This is a genomic window from Martelella radicis, assembly GCF_014196625.1.
Lineage (GTDB): Bacteria > Pseudomonadota > Alphaproteobacteria > Rhizobiales > Rhizobiaceae > Martelella > Martelella radicis.
Window position 1 is genome coordinate 642,442 of sequence record NZ_JACIDZ010000001.1, and the last position, 15,881, is coordinate 658,322.

A 15,881-nucleotide genomic window follows, 5' to 3' on the forward strand; every position below is an offset into this window, starting at 1 on the left:
TATTGGATGCTATTTCTGTAGTTGGTGAGCGTAACACTCGCGGATCGACCAAAGGTTAGAAGCTGCCGACACTGTTGGAGAAATGCGACTAAACGCCAACGATGGCTTTCGACCAAAAGCTCAGAGACAGGAGCCGTTGCTTAGGTGGTAGAGGCTAAAATAAACATCCTGGCGCATGCTGATGCTCACCGGAAGCATTGAAGATTGCTCAGCCAATGACAGCTTTCAGGAGCCGGTGAGGTCGCGCACTACGTCCGACTTGGGGGCGCTAAGCTGTCGTTCCCAGATGCCGCGCCAGGAGAAATCCGGGCGCATATATGCGGTTGGGGGTGCGTTCAGGATGCTTTGCCCCCACGCTTTGGGCTTCCGCCTCTTCACGCAAGCCGGGGCAGGAGCCGAACTTTGATTCAAGTTCAAACATGACAGAATCCCCATCTTCATCGTGATCTGATCCGATAAAGCCACAAGTATCTGATTTAATTTGACTTTCAAAGAATATTTGCATTTTCCGAGAAATCGCTCGACTCGGGGGTGCACGAAAATGGCGATTTCGTGCATTCTTATGCTTCATTGTCATCAGATAATGAGATGGCGACCCCTGCAGGATTCGAACCTGCGACCGTCGGCTTAGAAGGCCACGACGAATCCCCTTAAGCACAGGGGCTCCGGACATTCTAGGTGTAAACCGCTCTCCGCAGAAACATTGGACTTTTTGTAGGTCCTGTAAACCAGATTGGCCAGAAATCCCCTAGCCTATTCGCGCGTCCGAACAGAGGGGAATTGCCGCAAAAGCGACCTGATGAAGGCGATCCGTTTCCACCCTGCCATGAAACGCGGAAGCTAGAAGGACGCGAAATCGCCTCTCGCCCCTCGCTTTGTCGGCCAGATGGCATTTTGGATTTGAAAACATCCGGTTCGGAGTGCTAACGGACTGCCAACCTTTTCCAAGCGGTTTCCTGCAGGTTTTCTCGCCGGTTTCCAGCACAGCAGAAGAGAATCCGATGGCAGAACATGTCTCCGGCCTGGCCGAGCGGTCGGTTGCTGAACCCGGCTCGCCGATGGTCAGCTTTGAAAATGTGACCAAGACCTTCAACAGCCGGGAAACCGGCAGGAAGGCTTTCAGGGCACTCGACAATATCAGCTACAGTGTCCCGCGCGGCGCAATCACCGGCATTATCGGGCGCTCTGGCGCGGGCAAGTCGACGCTTGTGCGCCTGGTCAACGGTCTCGAGCGCCCGAGTGAAGGCCGCGTCATCGTTGATGGCACGGATGTCGCTGCGCTTGACGAGGTGGCGCTTCGCTCCGTCCGGCGCTCGATCGGGATGATTTTCCAGCACTTCAACCTGCTGTCGTCGCGCACGGTCTACGACAATGTCGCCATGCCGCTCGAGATTGCGGGCATGGCAAAGCAGGATATCAAGAAGCGGATCGAGCCGCTGATCGATCTCGTCGGCTTGTCGGAGCGCACGCGCCATTACCCGGCCCAGCTTTCCGGCGGACAGAAGCAGCGGGTCGGCATCGCCCGCGCGCTGGCCTCCGAGCCGAAGCTGCTTCTGTCGGACGAGGCAACATCGGCGCTCGACCCGGAAACGACCCAGCAAATTCTCGGCCTCCTGAAGACGATCAACCGCGATCTCGGCCTGACCGTGCTGCTGATCACGCATGAAATGGAAGTGGTCAAGGCCGTCACCTCGCGGGTCGCGGTGATGGACAAGGGTCAGATCGTCGAGAGCGGCCGCACCTTCGATGTCTTCACCGCGCCTGAGAACGAGACCACCCGCTCGATGCTGGCGGCCCTGCCGGGCGGCAGCCTGCCGGACTGGATCGGCCGGCAGGTGATCGCCGACCCCAAGCCCGGCTGCAATGCGCTTCTCCGCCTGCGTTTCTTTGGCGAGACCGCTGACCAACCATTGGTCTCGCGGCTGATGACGGTGCTCGCAAGCCCGGTCAATATCATCGCCGGCACTGTCGACGAGATCGCGGGAGAACCCTATGGCACGCTCTATGTCGCCTATTCCGCAGATCCGGCGGTGATGCAGAAGGCGGATCAATTCTATGCCCAAACCGGTCTGAACGCGGAGGTCGTCGGCTATGTCGCCTGATATGCTCATCTCTCTTCTGACCAAAGGTACGCTGCAGACACTGCACATGGTCATCGTCTCCGGCCTGATCGGAACCGCGCTCGGCCTGCCGATCGGCATTTTCCTTGCGACCAGCGGCAAGGGCGAGCTTCTGCAGGCGCCGATGCTCAACCGCATCGTCGGCCTGATCGTCAACGCGGCACGGTCTACCCCCTTCATCATCCTCGTGGTCGCGATCATTCCGTTCACGCGGCTGGTCGCGGGCACGTCGATCGGCACCCAGGCCGCGATCGTGCCGCTGACGGTTGCCACCATCCCCTTCTTCGCGCGCCTTGTGGAAAGCGCGATCCGGGAGGTCGACAAGGGGCTGATCGAGGCCGCGCGCGCGATGGGCGCGACGCCGATGCAGATCGTCATCAAGGTGCTGCTGGCGGAATCAAAGCCCGCCATCACGCTCGCCTTCACGCTCACCATCGTCAGCCTGATCGGCTATTCCGCCATGGTCGGCGCCGTCGGCGGCGGTGGTCTTGGCGATCTCGGCATTCGCTATGGCTATCAGCGCTTCATGCCCGGCGTCATGCTGGCGGTTGTCGTCGTGCTGATCGTGCTGGTGCAGGCCATCCAGAGTGCCGGCGACCGTCTGGCGCGCAGCTTCGACAAGAAGAACCGCAGCCAGTAAGGCCATCGTCGGAGTGGCGTAGGATGTGAATTCCTCGGCCTTTGGATTGGCAAGAAATTGCGCCAAAGGCCCAACTTTGAAAACCGGATTTCTTCGAAACCATCCGGCTGTTCGATAAATCAACAAAACCATCAGGAAACACAGCGCACCGGCGAAACCGGTGCGCCGGCGTCAAGGACAATAGAAATGAAACTCGCAACCCCATTTGCCGTACTCGCCATTGCATCCAGCCTTGCCGCCGGGACGGCCCTTGCGAAAGACACGATCACCGTCGGCGTCACGCCCGGCGCGCATGAGGAAATTCTCGAAGAGGTTCAGAAGCTTGCCAAGGAACAGGGCCTTGATGTCGAGATCGCAACCTTTAGCGATTACGTCGTGCCCAACCAGGCGCTGAATGACGGCGACCTCGATCTCAACAGCTTCCAGCACGTGCCGTATCTCGACAACCAGGTTGCCGATCGTGGCTACGACCTGAAGGCCGTCGGCAAGACGATCATCACGCCGATGGGCATTTATTCGAACAAGGTCGAAAGTGTCGATGACATTCCGGAAAACAGCCGCGTCGCGATCCCGAACGATCCGACCAATGGCGGCCGTGCGCTGCTCCTGCTGCAGGCCAAGGGCGTCATCAAGCTGGCCGATGGCGCCGGGCTGAAGGCTACGCCGCTGGATATCGTTGACAATCCCAAGAACATCGACATTCTAGAGCTGGATGCGGCACAGCTGCCGCGTGTTCTCAATGATGTTTCGGTCGCCGCCATCAACACTAATTATGCGCTTGATGCCGGCTTTAACCCGATCGAGGACTCGATCGCTATCGAGAGCCCCGACAGCCCTTACGCCAACGTGATCGTCGCACGCACGGAGGATGCGGACGCCGACTGGGTCAAGCAGTTCGTCGAAATCTATCAATCCAATGAGATTCGCAGCTTCATCGAAAATACTTATGGTGGTGCGGTCGTCCCGGTCTTCTGATCAGGCCCTCATGAACGGGAAACGTCTCTGCCATACTGCGGCCGACTTGTCGCGGTGAAGGGGGTTCCCTGCAGCAACGACCTTGTTTCGCCGAGGCAGCAATCATGTCTGCCTCGGCAAAGCTTTCAGAGGTAGGTTCGTCTTTGACAAGGCCGCGTCCGTGGGGGCTCCGTCGACCCGCCGCAGTAGGGTCGTCGCGACACGCAGCTTGAGTTTTGGGTCTTCGATAGACCGGTGGCCTGACCATTGGTGAGGATTTAGAACAGAGGAAGGTTTCGGTCTCCGCAAATATCCTTACCATCCAGTATAACGACCTCGCCCACGGCCTTCTGCTCACCGCTGCCGATCGTGTAGTCGAGCTTCAGATCGGCAACCCGAAAGTCCGAGAAGATATCGCGCACCTCCGGCCGGTCATTGAGCGAGAGGATGAACCGACCCTTGATTCCGACAAGCCGTTCCGCCATTTCGGCAAAGTCGGCGCGTCTGAAGCTATCCTTGCTGTAATCCGTCTCGCAGCCGTAATAGGGCGGGTCGAGGTAGAACAAGGCCCCTTCCCTGTCATAGCGATCGATGAAAGCGCGCCAGTCGAGGTTTTCGATGACGACACCGGAGAGGCGTTCGTGGATCTCCTCGAGGATCGGCCCCAGCCGCGTCAGGTCGAAGCGGGCCGGCCCGTGGCGCTCGACGCCGAAACTGCGGCCCATGATCTTGCCGCCGAAGGCGAGGCGCTGGAGATAGAGAAAGCGGGCGGACCGCTCGAGGTCCGTGAGCGTTGCCGGATCCGTGGCGGCGAGCCGCTCGAACTCCCGCCTGGAGGTGAGTTGAAACTTCACCACTTCCATGAACTGCGGATAATGCCGCTGCAGGATCCGGAAGAGCGTGATCACGTCGCCGGAATAGTCATTGATGACCTCGCAGCGGGCAGCGAGCGAACGGCGGAAGAAGACGCCGCCCATGCCGACAAAAGGCTCGGCATAGAGATCGTGCGGTGTCTGTTCGATGATGGAGGAAACGCGCTTGGCGAGACGTTTCTTGCCGCCAAGATAGGCGGCCGGCGGCGACACGGGCCGCACCGAGATCATTCCTTGCATTGTGGGATATGTCCGAATCTGCCACACACCGCATCGCCTGCGCAGGCAACCGGGTGTGGTGAGGATTCGATGTGCTTACCGGACGGGACCAAGTTTGGCGACTGACCCGTCGTTTGCAGCCTTTGCGGGCTGCAGACCGCCCGGGATCCGGGCAGAGAAAAAGGCCGGTGAAGTGTTCGCTTCACCGGCCTCAATTATCCATAAATACGTTTGGCTTGGCTTTTCCACGACGGCCCTTCATCAAAGATAGACCGGCAGGAAGCTCCACCCGGATGTGAAGCTAATCAGCCAGATGGCAATCGGGAGAACGGTATTCGGAAGAGGTGTGTAAAGGCGCATTAATCACATATCTGCAGACGATCACACGCCCGTATCCGTCAATATAAGCAAACACGGCATATTCTCCGTCAGATCCCAGCGCGATGAGATTCTGGGCACTCGTCTGCGCAATGGCGGGTGAGCCAATTAGCAAGAGAGAAGACACCATTAATGCAAAGATCTTTTTCACCGAAGCAACCTCACCTTTAGACGAAACCTATTTAATATCACATCGTTAGGCATTCTTGACTGTTGAATCAAGAAACTTCAGCATCTACCCACCCTTCAGCGCCTTCAGCACCTGCATCAGCCCATCGGAAAGCCACACGCCGAACCCGGTCCCGGCCATGGCGGCGCCGAGGATGTAGCCCCGACCGATCTGCTTGATCTTCTGGTATTCGGCGACGAACTCCTCGGTTTCGCCGAGACGTTTTGACAGAGCCTTGTTCTGCTCGAGCAGGCGTTCGTTCTGGTGCTCGACCGTATTCAGCCGGTCGTGGATTTCGTCATTGCCGCTGCGGTTTTCATCCACCTTGCGGATCAGGGCATCGAGCTTGCCCTGAACCTCTCCCAGATGACGCGCGAGATCGACCGTCATGCCCTGCCCTCGTTACTTGATGATTGCGCGCAGCCCGGCAACGCCCGAACCGACATAGAAGACCCACTGGATCATGTTGCCCGCCCAGGCATCGAGCGGGGCGGGAAAGGCGGCGATCGTCCAGGGCTGCGCATAGATGCAGTCCGGGCACCAGAGCATGTTGTAAAGGCAGATCGCTGCCCACCAGACGGCAAGCGGCACGAGGAAGAAGCCGGCAAACAGCCAGAACCACGGCACGGCGAACTTGGCCTTGTTGAGCGCCGCCATCTCGCGGGTTTCGGCAACCAACTGCCGAAGATATTCCGCTGTCAGTTCGGCCTTGATCTTCTCCCGGTCGTTTGCCTGTTCCGCCCGCTGTTCGATCAGGTCGGCGGCGCGGTCGATAAGGCCGCCCGCCCCCACCTTGGCGAGCCATGTCAGAAGTGCGGCAATCATACCCACACCTCATGACCGGTGAGCGTGTTGATCCGACGCGCGATCACATCGCGGTAGCGCCATGCGAACCAGAGCGCTGCGGCAACGGCCACGCCGCCGACAATCCAGCCGACCGGCAGACCAGAAGCCCAGGCGAACGCGCCGGTTGCCGCAGCCGAGACCCCGGATTTTTGCGCGGCATCCCCAACGGCCTTCATGTCGCGGCGCAACTGGGCAATGGTCGCCGGGCCGATGATCCCGTCATTGACGAGATGCGGATGCGCCATCTGATAGGCAAGCACAGCCGCTTTCGTCTTCTCGCCGAACCAGCCATCGATCGCGCCCGGATCAAAGCCACGCTTGGAGAGCATCGTCTGGACATCGCGCACGACGGGATCACCTGTTTCAGGCACGGTGCCCGTGGCCTTGCGCGGAACACCTTCGGGCGCGGAAGCATCCACACCGGTGTAGACACCCTTTTCGAACAGCAGCGCCTCTTCCCTGCGGCGGCGCACCAGCCCGGGCAGGCGCTTTCCATTCGAGGTGTTGTAATGCGTGGCGAGGTAATCCGCCGCCGCCTTCAGCTTGCCGGCGCGCCAGAGCTTACCGAAGCGCCATGTGCTGACCACGCGGCCGCCGAGATTATAGGCAGCGCTGGTTGCGGCATCGAGCTGATACTGCGTGCGATCCGCCGGCGAGTTGGCGACGACCTCTTTCGCATAGCCCTGATTGAGGACGGCGCGGAAGATCCGGTCGCCATCTTCGACCAAGATTTTCGTCTTGCCGGGCACGATTTTGGTGATCCCGATCTTTGCCAGCTCCAGCCGGCAATAGGGCGAGTTCATCGTGAAGCCGGCAAAGAGTGTCGGCGTGCCGGTCGGATCGATATAGGCAACGGTGGGCGCGCCCTCGTGACCGCGCACGAAGGCTGCCCCCGGTTCGGAGACCGTGGTGATTTCCATATTCTAATTTCCCTTGAAGTTGGCGCCGGGCATTCCGGCAGTCGTTCAGGCCGGCAAGCGGTCAGGCAAACCTTTCGGCCGGCGTTGCCGGTTGCGGCGCGACCTCGAAGTCAACGAGCGCCGCCGGCAGCGCCGCGCCATCGGTCATGCGGAGATTGACGTGGAAGCCCTCGACGGCTTCCATCAACGGATAGTCAAAGCCCTCGCCATCGGTCGCGGTCTCGCCGGTCGGCGCATAGACCAGGCCGTCGCAAGCCGCCCCGACGGGTTTGAGCACCAGAAGAGCCTCCGGCAGGCCGGCGTCGAGATAGGCAAGTTTGCCGGCGGGAACTGTCACGCCCGCGGCCTCAAGCGCCAACAATGCCTCGGCGTGATCCGCGAATTTCAGGAAATGGTCACGCATAGGCCACCGCCTTTGCCGCAAGGTCTTCGTCCGTCATCCGGAACGGCCAGATCACGATCTGATCGTACCAGCCGGGGGCAAAATTGCCGCTGTTGTCGCGCCCGAGGAACACATTGCCGGCGAATGCCGGTTGATGCGCGTCTCCTGCCGAGATGCCCGCAGCCGAAATCCGACGCCCCGAATCATCCCAGGCCACGCCGAGCCCGAGATCGGCCTGATCATCAACCCCAGAGGGAATTGACAAGACAGGCCCCGCGCCATCCCACTGGGAGGGCTTCTTGCTCGTGTCCAGCCCCATTATCGTATGGCTCGTGCCCATCCATCGGCGGGTGAAGCTCGTTGCGAAGGGTTGGAAGGCCTGGGCCACGATCGTGACCGCATCGCGCCGGACCAGTTCGGCGACCGCATCGGTCAGCCGGGCGCTGTCGGCCGGACGCGTCACCGCGCTGCCGGCCGTCGGGATATAGGAGGAGGGATACGAACCGGCCTCGACCTGCGCATTGGCGACGCTGCCCGAAACCGTGGCGGTCAACGTCCCCGCAGTCGCGGCGAAGGTCAGCGACACCCGATCCGATGCCCCCGTGCCCACAAGCGCTCCAGAATAAGCCCCGGACAGCGTGACCGTCCCCGTGCCTTGGAAACTCAGCGTGTATGTTGCGGCCGAGACCGTGACGGATTGCGTCGACAGAGCCGGGGAATTGAGAATGAGGTTGGTCGCCGGCCCCTCAAGCAGCAATTGCCGCCGCCCGTTGGTGTAGTCGAAGCGCGGCAGGTTCGCCGCCGCCGTATGGATCAAGCCGTCGGCGCCGACATAGGTCGCAGCCCCCGGCCGGGTGAAGGTAATCATGTCGGCAAATGTCGCGTTGCGCATTGCTACCTCGCATATCGGTTAGAGGAAAAATCCAGAATGGCGGAAGGCGGCCGCGCGACGCCCTCGGCATCGCCTGCCGCATAGGCCGGCAGTTCCCACCACCCTTCGGGGATCGCATAGCGACTGCGGCCAAAATCCACGACGGCGGCGGGCCCGTGCATCAATCCCGTGCTGGCATCAATGGCCCGCCAGGCGGCGGATGCCCACCAGCGCCCGTGCCCCGGCGGTCGTATGGCCGCAAGGCTCAGTCCGGTTGTCAGTGAAGGCATGGGGCTACTCCGGCCAGTGTCTGTCGGCGGCAAAATCGGTCGGGATCGGTGATAGATCCTTCAGCGCCCGGGCAGCGAAGATATGCGCCTGTTTATGGGCAAGCGCCGCCTGGCCGAACGCATACATGGTCGCGGCATCCATTCTGTTTGTGCTGTTGTCGGCGGCAATCCAGACAAAGTCGCTGTCCCCGCCGTGCCAGCGATAGTCGTCGGCTTCAGCACCATTGATCATGGCGCCGAGAGCCGCTGTTGCCGCGCCGGCAATGTTCTCACGGTCTTCCGCTCGGGACTGGTAGAGAATGCCCCGGAACACGAAGCCCGCCGCGATCCGGCGGTCACGCTCGGCATCAATGGCAATCAGCATTGTCCGGATGTCGCGATCCCGGATGAACGCGTCCACCGCTACTCGATGCGTATCGAGCATAGCGTGAAGATCATCCGGAGAAGGGAACTCAACATCGACATGCCATTCGAGGATCACAGCCGAGCCAAGTCGTCCTCCGGATCGCCGTTCCAGATGCCCGGCCAGAAAGTCACGGCCCGGTTTCAGATCCGGAAATTCGAGCGAAAGCAGATATTCCAACGCGTCACGGTCAATATCCGGATTAAGCGCATTGGAACTGTCAGGAGAGATCGTTTCTACCATCAGGAATTCCTCAGATATCTTGCGCGAAGCCTTACCCACTGGTTACCGCCACTGAAGCATTGAAGCCCTGTCAGGGCCTGACTTCCGGCACAATCGACCGTGTAGTCGCCAAAACCGACATCGCAGCCGCCGATATCGTAAGTGCCGGAATCGTGCTGGATCCGCGCACCTTTCGGTGCCTTGTTGCCGGCATGCGCTGCAGCACGGTCTTCGATCCTGTTGCTGACGGCCTCAAAGGCATAAGGACTACCCCAGCTTTGCCAGCGACTACCGCTGACATTGCCATCCTGATGGACCGACCAGCCCGCCGCCGACGACAAGATGCCGTCACTGCGGAACGAATACTCCATGCCCCGCGACAAGATGAAGCCGTCGCCATTGTTGCGCTGGCCGATCTCGACATAACCATTGCCGCCATTATTCGACCGGAACTCGATCCGGGCATCGCTCTGGCCGCTCGCCTGGAACGACGCTAGCGTCGCGCCATCGAACAAGACCCTCACAAATCCCGTGATCGCTCCACCGCTTGTCGAAAATGCGCCCAGCTTGTCCCGGGCACTTTCATCCGTCTCGGCCGTCATCAGGTCATTGGTGAAGTCGGTTCCCCCGGCGCTCAGAAAGCCATGCCCGTCCGGATCCAGTTCCCCGATCGCGACATCGGCCGCCCCGTCGAAGACAAAGAGTTTCCATGGTTTCGAGGCCGTGCTGATCCACATCGTGCCGCTTGTCGCATAGGCTGGGCGCTCCACACCGCTATGCATGGACAGGCTCGCTGTCCGCCAGTTGCTGATATTGGCCGCAAGCTGCGCGCCATTGGTGACGGTCGGATCGATCGTCACGTTGTTATACTGCGTCATGCATGTACCTTTCCGTAGCCGGCAGCCACATAGTCGAAAGAGCGCCCGACCGGCGTGCCGGACCGGTCTTTGAACACGATGTCAAAGCCGCTCTCATCCTTGTTTGCGATCTCGTAAAAGTCGCCGAAGCGAAGCCCCTCAGCCGAGACAGAAAGCCCGGTCAGACCGAAGTAAGGCGGATCAAAGTCGATCCTCCTCCCGCCGGTGGGCACGGCGAGATTGTTGCCGCTCAGGATCCGGTCGGGCATATCGACCGTCAGTTCCGCCCGCGCGACGATCGGCGTGATGTTGTCGTCGACCGAAGACAGCATCAGCCGCATCTGATAGGCCCTGGCCGCCACATCGCCGGTCGCGGCTTCCCGCCAGTCCGACCAGACAATACCGACGCTTTCCGGATCATCATCGGTGGTGCGCATCTCCATGACCACATTCCACTTCGACGCATCCGCGCCGACAATGCCGTCCAGCGCACTCAGCACCGGCCATTTGGCCATCGTGTCATCGAGATCCTGCCCATAGACGGAAAGCACTGGCGTGACCCTGGACGTAAAGACCGAGCCGAGATCGATCGTGCGCGAAGAGACGTAAGTGCCGGACGGGGTGAGCCCGCCCTCTTCTGTTTCCGCAAGTCGCAGGCCCGGCTCCCCCACACGGCAGCCGTCAAAGGTGCCGGACCAGGCCGGCTGTTCGACAAAGCGTTCCACTGCATTCATCGGCGTGGCGCCGACCGTGGTCTGGATGATGGTCGCAAGCGGACTTTCAACGCCCTGCCGCGTCACCGCCTTGATCAGGTAGGTCCCCGGCCGCGTCGGGATCTGCACGCTGGTCGCATCCACATGATCGAGCTGGGCGCCGGATGAGCGCCAGGACACGCCCGTCAGTTCTGGCGAATAGCGGATCACGTAGTGCGACAGGTTCAGTGCCTTCACCGGCGCCCACGTGAGCGTGGCAACATCGCCGATCACCGCGATATTGAACCGCTCGACATTGGCAGGCGGCGACAGCAGGCTTGACAGATAAACACCATCGAGCGTTGCCCAGGGCGAGCGCTGATTGAGAGCGGCAAAGACCGAGCGGACTCGGAAACTGTAGATCCCCGGATCGAGATCCTGCAGGTCGATCGAAACGCTTTCCGTTGTTCCGACATTCAGCCAGATCCCGCCCGGCCCCTGATACTGAACCTCATAGAGCGTTCCCCTTGTATCATTCGGCGCGCTCCAGCCGATGGTGACGGCACCACGCGCGGAAACGCCACCGGCAAGATAGAGATATTCGGCGACCGTCATACCGGAGGGGGCCAGAAGCGGCCCGGTCGGATAGGTCGAGAAGGATGGCGGTTCGAGCTCCAGCCCTTTCTCGACGCGATCCCATTTGGTCGCGTCATAGATCAGCGCCGAGACATCGAACTGATGCTTGTCGTTTTCCGTGATCGACAGCACCCGGAACGGACGCGGCGCCGCATCCGATCCGGTCAGGATCCACATCGCGCCGGTAACCGGTCGATCCGGCAGGGCCGAGGACAGGACAAGCGTTTCTACTTCCCCTGCCCCGTTCACGACGACCCGATCGGCAAGCGTGCCATCGGGCATGGCCACGGTCAGCGTGTAGGCATCGCCGTCTGCCAATGTCACCGGCGCATCAAGCGTTACCGACGCCAGATCTTCGGACACCGCCTTCACCCGGCCGCCATAGCGCACGCCGGCATAGGAGGGATCGGCGACCAGCACCAAATCGCCCGGCGCGACATCGGCATGATCGAGCCCGGCCCGATAGGTCACGACCTCGGTCGAATTCTGTTCCGTATCGAGCAGCCATGCTCCATAGCGATGCGCCTGCCCACGCGAGCAGCAGCCGATCGCCTGGATCTCGGTCTGGCGCGATCCGTAGCGGGCCACCGCCTCAGCATCCTCGACCACTTCGATGGCGGGCATATAATTGTTGGCCGGATCGAACCAGCGGACCAGCACTTGCGTGTGGCGGGCCGAGAGCGCCGATCCCTGATAGCTGAACGTGCCGTCGACCACATTGGCCGGCGTCACCAGTTTGACGGGATCGGCAGGCTTGTCGCAAACCGCCGTGACTGCCCCCGTGCCCCAATAGACCATCCCCCGGAACACGCCGGCAAAGGCCGTCAGCACATTGATCGCCTCATCGCGCGAGGTGATGGCGCCGTTGAAGGTATAGCGCGGTTCCTTGCCCCCGAACCCATCATCAACCGCTTCATCGCAATAGCGCGCGATCTCGTAAAACGCCCATTTGGACACCTGCCCGACATCGACATATTGGCCGAGGCCATAGCGGTCATTGACCACAAGGTCGTAAAAGATCCAGGCCGGGTTATCGGTGACAGCGCGTTTGAACGTCCCATCCCAGACACCCGCATAGCTTCGCGTTTCCGGATCATAGTTCGACGGGACAGCGATCTCGATCCCGGCCCAGTCGACCGAAACCGTCGGAATGGCGCCGCCGCCGAACTCGGCCGCATCGAGCGTCACACCCATCACCGCACTGTCGGGATAGGTCAGCCGGTAGTCTTCGATCACCGTATAGGAGGACCAATAGGTCTGGTTGTTCGAGGTCGTGCCGTTTGCATCCTCGGAGAGCCGCCGCACGCGGATATACCATGGCCCGGTTCCCTCAAGCGGGATCCGGTAGGCCCGGACATAGGGCGAGGTGCATTTGCCCGAGATCGTATCGCTGCGGACTTCTTGCCATGTGCCATCCTCGGTGCGGCGATCGATGGCGATATCGACGGCATTCTCCTTGACATTGCCATTGTCGGGATCGGTGAAGATCAGCTGCGGCACCTGAATGGAGACGCGCACCGCCGTTGCCGCGAGATTGGTGATCGCCCGCGTTGCCGACAGATCCTTCTTGATCTCGACACCGACGCCCTGTTCGTTCTCGACGGCCGGAAAGCCGGACAGGGCCGCCTGATCGGGAAAGCCATTGCGGGTCTCGAACGAGCCGCCCTCGAAGTTGAACGTGCCGTCGCTATTCTGGACCGGCACATCATCGAAGAAGATCGACTTCGCCCCATCCTTAAGCCCGCCAGTGACGCCTTCGCTCACCAGGAACAGAAGACGCAGCGTCTGTTTCGAGCGCAGCGTGTTCGCCGCCTCGCTGTAGCCGCCCGAGCCGCCGCTCTTGCCGCCCTTGCCGCCGCCACGGCCGGAGATGCGCAAATCATGCATGAGATTGTATCCGGTAACTCAAATGGCCACGTCTTCGGTGGAAAGCCCGGCGGCGATCAGCACCGGCTTGACGCGGAAACCGCGCCCATAGACCAGCGGCACGGGACCGCCTTCGGTCGTGACATTGGCGCCACCGCTGAAGAGGTAGGAGGACTGGTCCTCGCCATTGTTGCTATTGATCTTCGGCGCAGGCGACAGCATCTGCCCGAGCCCGCCCATGGCAAGCGCCACGCCAAGACCCTTCATCGCCCCGCCGATCGTCGAGCCGCCAATACCGATGCCGGTGATCGCGCCCGGAAACATGAAGGCCGCCCCGATCAGGAAGACGCCGGCGATGATCTTGCCAAGCCCGCGATTGCCCGCGCCGGCGATGACCGGAACGATATGGAGATCCGCATCCCCGAGCTGAAAGTCGAGATCATCCGGCCCGAGCGCCATACCGGTTTCCGGATCCCCGCGCAGGACACGAAAGTTCCGGTCAGCCGCATATTGGCGGAAGCCCGGCACGACGGCGGCGAGCGCCTGGCCCGCCTCGCCGGCGCTGGCGACGTCGAGCTGGTAGACGGGCGCGAACTTCCGGGCGAGATCGCCGTGGAGGTGAATGGTTCTCTTCATCGGTCACGCTATACGTATTCTTATGCGTATAATTGCTTGAAAGCCGACAGCTTAAGGCGTATATATATGCGCATAGAGAGGGAATGAGTTGATGGACACCAACAGTCGAAAGATCATCAAACACTTGGAGAATGATGGCTTCGAACTGGTCAAGGTGACGGGGTCGCACCACAAGTTCAAAAAGGACGACAAGACCGTCACCGTCCCTCATCCCAAGAAAGACTTGCCGATTGGCACAGTGCGCAACATCTACAAGCAAGCCGGTTGGCTGTAAGGAAAGGAAAGCGCCATGCATTACTACATTGCAGTGGTTCATCAGGAAGGCGACAGCGCTTTTGGTGTGCACTTTCCGGATGTTCCCGGCTGCTTCTCGGCCGCCGACGACATGAATGATCTTCTGGCCAATGCAAGCGAAGCGCTTGCGCTCCACCTGGAAGGCGAGGATCTGCCCGAGGCGCGCTCACTCGACGCCGTTCGCGCTGATAGCGACGTGGCACGTGATCTGGCCGAGGGCGCCTTTCTGCTTGCCGTGCCCTTCATCCAATTGAGCGGCAGAACCACCAAGGCCAACATCACTATGGATGCAGGCCTCCTGAGCGCGGTCGATCAGTATGCAAAAGCGCACGGTCTGACACGATCCGCGTTCCTGGCCGATCTGGCACGCCGCGAAATCGCAAGCTGACTAATCCCGGTACCACACCCAACGAGAAACAGATCTGCCCCACTTCGACTTGGTCACTCGTGCTCTATCTGCTCGAACACCAGCATTTGGCATAGCAGAACTGGTACGATAGCGACCGTCGCCAGGTCGCTTGACTCCACCAATATTCAGATTAATCTTGCGTTAATATGAAAGCACTGACGAACTTAAATTATTGGTCCACTTTCGTAATGGTTGGGGGAGCAAGACTTTGGACAGTACGTTACCTGCGGTTCATCCCGGCGAAATCCTTCGCGAAGAATACCTCGTTCCGCTCGAGATTGATCCAAGCCAACTCGCCAGCGCCCTGAAAGTCTCATCCGAAGATATCGATCTGCTTGTGAAGGAGGTCTCTCCGATTTCTGCAGAGCTTGCGCTCAAGCTTGCAAAATACTTTCGCACGAGTCCTGAGTTCTGGATGCACGCACAAGCCAGCTACGATCTTCATATGACCGTAGGTAAGCTTCGCGATCAGCTTAAAACGATATCTGAATTCGAGAACTTAGCCGATGTAGCGAACGCAATGGGTAACTCGTCTCAACCACGGCCCGATGGGTTCGCGTCGTGACAGCCGTCCATCGAGGTGATGCAGGCAAAGGCCATCCGCGAGCAGAATGCCGGAATGGCACGGCACCTTCGACACCAGCCGCATGAAGAACACATCGCCCGGCCGGACTTCCGACCCATCGACCGCCCGGAAGCCTGCCTCTTCGAAGTGATCGGCAAGCAGGTTCTCGCCGTCTTCCCACCAGCTTTTCGAGCGAGCGAAGTCTGGAAGGCGGATGCCGCGTTCCTGCCAGCACCAGCTGCGCACTAGCCCGTAGCAATCGAACACACCCGGCACGAAGGACCGGCCCGTCAGCGGTGCATCCAGGCAGTGATCGCCCCACCAGAGAATGGGCGTCGTCACCTCGCCGTCGCAACTCACAATCCCGAACGGGATATGCGCCGCGATCTGACTGTCCATATCGGCTTTTGACGGCCAGTGTGGATGCGCTTTGGCATTGTGGCTGTGAATGACCGCTTCCGGCTGGAACTTCAGCCAGGTTTCCGCCGGCATCTCGAAGCCGTTCTCACGATCGGCCGCGATGTTTTCGACGCGGATATAGCGACCGCCAGACACCACGCCGCAGGCCTCTTCCGGCCATGCGGCAAGCGCATGCGCCCGGGCTTCCCGAGCGACATCATCACCAAACATGATTGCTTAT

General features: G+C 60.5%; 19 protein-coding genes. 6 read left to right on the forward strand and 13 right to left on the reverse strand.

All coding sequences use genetic code 11. The features are described from left to right. Positions 1–1,001: 1,001 nt before the first annotated feature. The 3 genes from GGR30_RS02860 to GGR30_RS02870 all read left to right on the forward strand — a co-directional run bounded on the left by GGR30_RS02860 (position 1,002) and on the right by GGR30_RS02870 (position 3,735). A complete protein-coding gene (locus GGR30_RS02860) occupies positions 1,002–2,102 on the forward strand; it encodes a methionine ABC transporter ATP-binding protein (protein ID WP_425488330.1) in 1,101 nt (366 codons plus the stop codon). Beyond that, positions 2,092–2,760 carry a methionine ABC transporter permease gene (locus GGR30_RS02865; RefSeq protein WP_183482301.1) on the forward strand — a complete coding sequence of 223 codons (669 nt, stop codon included), beginning with the start codon at positions 2,092–2,094 and terminating at the stop codon, positions 2,758–2,760. Before GGR30_RS02860 ends, GGR30_RS02865 begins: the two co-directional genes overlap by 11 nt. A gap of 186 nt (positions 2,761–2,946) precedes the next feature. Further along, a complete protein-coding gene (locus tag GGR30_RS02870) occupies positions 2,947–3,735 on the forward strand; it encodes a MetQ/NlpA family ABC transporter substrate-binding protein (RefSeq protein WP_183482304.1) in 789 nt (262 codons plus the stop codon). Positions 3,736–3,992: 257 nt separating this feature from the next. On the opposite strand, the gene GGR30_RS02875 is transcribed toward GGR30_RS02870, so the two are convergent. From GGR30_RS02875 to GGR30_RS02930, 12 genes are all read right to left on the reverse strand, one after another. Next, positions 3,993–4,826: a DNA adenine methylase gene (locus GGR30_RS02875; protein ID WP_425488331.1), complete on the reverse strand. Its 834-nt coding sequence runs from the start codon at positions 4,824–4,826 to the stop codon at positions 3,993–3,995. Positions 4,827–5,106: 280 nt separating this feature from the next. Continuing rightward, positions 5,107–5,334 carry a hypothetical protein gene (locus GGR30_RS02880; RefSeq protein ID WP_183482307.1) on the reverse strand — a complete coding sequence of 76 codons (228 nt, stop codon included), beginning with the start codon at positions 5,332–5,334 and terminating at the stop codon, positions 5,107–5,109. An 84-nt stretch (positions 5,335–5,418) separates the two neighbouring features. Beyond that, complete coding sequence (locus GGR30_RS02885) at positions 5,419–5,742, reverse strand: hypothetical protein (RefSeq protein ID WP_183482310.1); 324 nt, start codon at positions 5,740–5,742, stop codon at positions 5,419–5,421. Positions 5,743–5,754: 12 nt separating this feature from the next. Beyond that, positions 5,755–6,177, reverse strand: a complete 423-nt coding sequence (locus tag GGR30_RS02890) for a hypothetical protein (protein ID WP_210287908.1) — start codon at positions 6,175–6,177, stop codon at positions 5,755–5,757. After that, positions 6,174–7,118, reverse strand: coding sequence for a glycoside hydrolase family protein (locus tag GGR30_RS02895; protein WP_183482313.1), 945 nt, complete (start codon positions 7,116–7,118; stop codon positions 6,174–6,176). Before GGR30_RS02895 ends, GGR30_RS02890 begins: the two co-directional genes overlap by 4 nt. 61 nt (positions 7,119–7,179) lie before the next feature. Next, positions 7,180–7,521, reverse strand: coding sequence for a hypothetical protein (locus tag GGR30_RS02900; RefSeq protein ID WP_183482316.1), 342 nt, complete (start codon positions 7,519–7,521; stop codon positions 7,180–7,182). Then, positions 7,514–8,392, reverse strand: a complete 879-nt coding sequence (locus GGR30_RS02905; RefSeq protein ID WP_183482319.1) for a hypothetical protein — start codon at positions 8,390–8,392, stop codon at positions 7,514–7,516. Before GGR30_RS02905 ends, GGR30_RS02900 begins: the two co-directional genes overlap by 8 nt. Positions 8,393–8,394: 2 nt before the next feature. Next, positions 8,395–8,661 (reverse strand): hypothetical protein, encoded by a 267-nt coding sequence (locus tag GGR30_RS02910; protein WP_183482322.1) that lies wholly within the window; start codon positions 8,659–8,661, stop codon positions 8,395–8,397. Positions 8,662–8,665: 4 nt separating this feature from the next. Next, positions 8,666–9,307, reverse strand: coding sequence for an XkdW family protein (locus tag GGR30_RS02915; RefSeq protein WP_183482325.1), 642 nt, complete (start codon positions 9,305–9,307; stop codon positions 8,666–8,668). After that, positions 9,307–10,164, reverse strand: a complete 858-nt coding sequence (locus GGR30_RS02920) for a hypothetical protein (RefSeq protein ID WP_183482327.1) — start codon at positions 10,162–10,164, stop codon at positions 9,307–9,309. Before GGR30_RS02920 ends, GGR30_RS02915 begins: the two co-directional genes overlap by 1 nt. Continuing rightward, positions 10,161–13,358, reverse strand: coding sequence for a TipJ family phage tail tip protein (locus GGR30_RS02925; protein ID WP_183482330.1), 3,198 nt, complete (start codon positions 13,356–13,358; stop codon positions 10,161–10,163). Before GGR30_RS02925 ends, GGR30_RS02920 begins: the two co-directional genes overlap by 4 nt. An 18-nt stretch (positions 13,359–13,376) precedes the next feature. Continuing rightward, on the reverse strand, positions 13,377–13,973 hold the full coding sequence (locus GGR30_RS02930; RefSeq protein WP_183482333.1) for a tail assembly protein: 597 nt from the start codon (positions 13,971–13,973) through the stop codon (positions 13,377–13,379). Positions 13,974–14,064: 91 nt separating this feature from the next. Here GGR30_RS02930 and GGR30_RS02935 point away from each other — a divergent pair, with 91 nt between their 5' ends. The 3 genes from GGR30_RS02935 to GGR30_RS02945 all read left to right on the forward strand — a co-directional run bounded on the left by GGR30_RS02935 (position 14,065) and on the right by GGR30_RS02945 (position 15,241). Next, the gene (locus tag GGR30_RS02935; protein ID WP_183482336.1) at positions 14,065–14,247 is read left to right on the forward strand and encodes a type II toxin-antitoxin system HicA family toxin; all 183 of its coding nucleotides are present in this window, start codon (positions 14,065–14,067) and stop codon (positions 14,245–14,247) included. Positions 14,248–14,262: 15 nt separating this feature from the next. Further along, positions 14,263–14,655: a type II toxin-antitoxin system HicB family antitoxin gene (locus GGR30_RS02940; RefSeq protein ID WP_183482339.1), complete on the forward strand. Its 393-nt coding sequence runs from the start codon at positions 14,263–14,265 to the stop codon at positions 14,653–14,655. Between the two features lie 229 nt (positions 14,656–14,884). Beyond that, entirely contained in the window at positions 14,885–15,241 is a 357-nt protein-coding gene (locus GGR30_RS02945; protein ID WP_183482342.1) for a HigA family addiction module antitoxin, read from the forward strand. Here GGR30_RS02945 and GGR30_RS02950 read toward each other — a convergent pair. Then, positions 15,176–15,871 (reverse strand): NlpC/P60 family protein, encoded by a 696-nt coding sequence (locus tag GGR30_RS02950; protein WP_183482345.1) that lies wholly within the window; start codon positions 15,869–15,871, stop codon positions 15,176–15,178. The two genes, GGR30_RS02945 and GGR30_RS02950, sit on opposite strands and share 66 nt — an antisense overlap. Between the last annotated feature and the right edge of the window lie 10 nt (positions 15,872–15,881).

Excerpts from the sequence above, each read along its gene's own strand:
- GGR30_RS02860 (WP_425488330.1), top strand. The coding sequence starts at position 1,002 with ATGGCAGAACATGTCTCCGGCCTGGCCGAGCGGTCGGTTGCTGAACCC.
- GGR30_RS02865 (WP_183482301.1), top strand. The coding sequence starts at position 2,092 with ATGTCGCCTGATATGCTCATCTCTCTTCTGACCAAAGGTACGCTGCAG.
- GGR30_RS02870 (WP_183482304.1), top strand. The coding sequence starts at position 2,947 with ATGAAACTCGCAACCCCATTTGCCGTACTCGCCATTGCATCCAGCCTT.
- GGR30_RS02875 (WP_425488331.1), bottom strand. The coding sequence starts at position 4,826 with ATGCAAGGAATGATCTCGGTGCGGCCCGTGTCGCCGCCGGCCGCCTAT.
- GGR30_RS02885 (WP_183482310.1), bottom strand. The coding sequence starts at position 5,742 with ATGACGGTCGATCTCGCGCGTCATCTGGGAGAGGTTCAGGGCAAGCTC.
- GGR30_RS02890 (WP_210287908.1), bottom strand. The coding sequence starts at position 6,177 with ATGATTGCCGCACTTCTGACATGGCTCGCCAAGGTGGGGGCGGGCGGC.
- GGR30_RS02895 (WP_183482313.1), bottom strand. The coding sequence starts at position 7,118 with ATGGAAATCACCACGGTCTCCGAACCGGGGGCAGCCTTCGTGCGCGGT.
- GGR30_RS02900 (WP_183482316.1), bottom strand. The coding sequence starts at position 7,521 with ATGCGTGACCATTTCCTGAAATTCGCGGATCACGCCGAGGCATTGTTG.
- GGR30_RS02905 (WP_183482319.1), bottom strand. The coding sequence starts at position 8,392 with ATGCGCAACGCGACATTTGCCGACATGATTACCTTCACCCGGCCGGGG.
- GGR30_RS02910 (WP_183482322.1), bottom strand. The coding sequence starts at position 8,661 with ATGCCTTCACTGACAACCGGACTGAGCCTTGCGGCCATACGACCGCCG.
- GGR30_RS02915 (WP_183482325.1), bottom strand. The coding sequence starts at position 9,307 with ATGGTAGAAACGATCTCTCCTGACAGTTCCAATGCGCTTAATCCGGAT.
- GGR30_RS02920 (WP_183482327.1), bottom strand. The coding sequence starts at position 10,164 with ATGACGCAGTATAACAACGTGACGATCGATCCGACCGTCACCAATGGC.
- GGR30_RS02925 (WP_183482330.1), bottom strand. The coding sequence starts at position 13,358 with ATGCATGATTTGCGCATCTCCGGCCGTGGCGGCGGCAAGGGCGGCAAG.
- GGR30_RS02930 (WP_183482333.1), bottom strand. The coding sequence starts at position 13,973 with ATGAAGAGAACCATTCACCTCCACGGCGATCTCGCCCGGAAGTTCGCG.
- GGR30_RS02935 (WP_183482336.1), top strand. The coding sequence starts at position 14,065 with ATGGACACCAACAGTCGAAAGATCATCAAACACTTGGAGAATGATGGC.
- GGR30_RS02940 (WP_183482339.1), top strand. The coding sequence starts at position 14,263 with ATGCATTACTACATTGCAGTGGTTCATCAGGAAGGCGACAGCGCTTTT.
- GGR30_RS02950 (WP_183482345.1), bottom strand. The coding sequence starts at position 15,871 with ATGTTTGGTGATGATGTCGCTCGGGAAGCCCGGGCGCATGCGCTTGCC.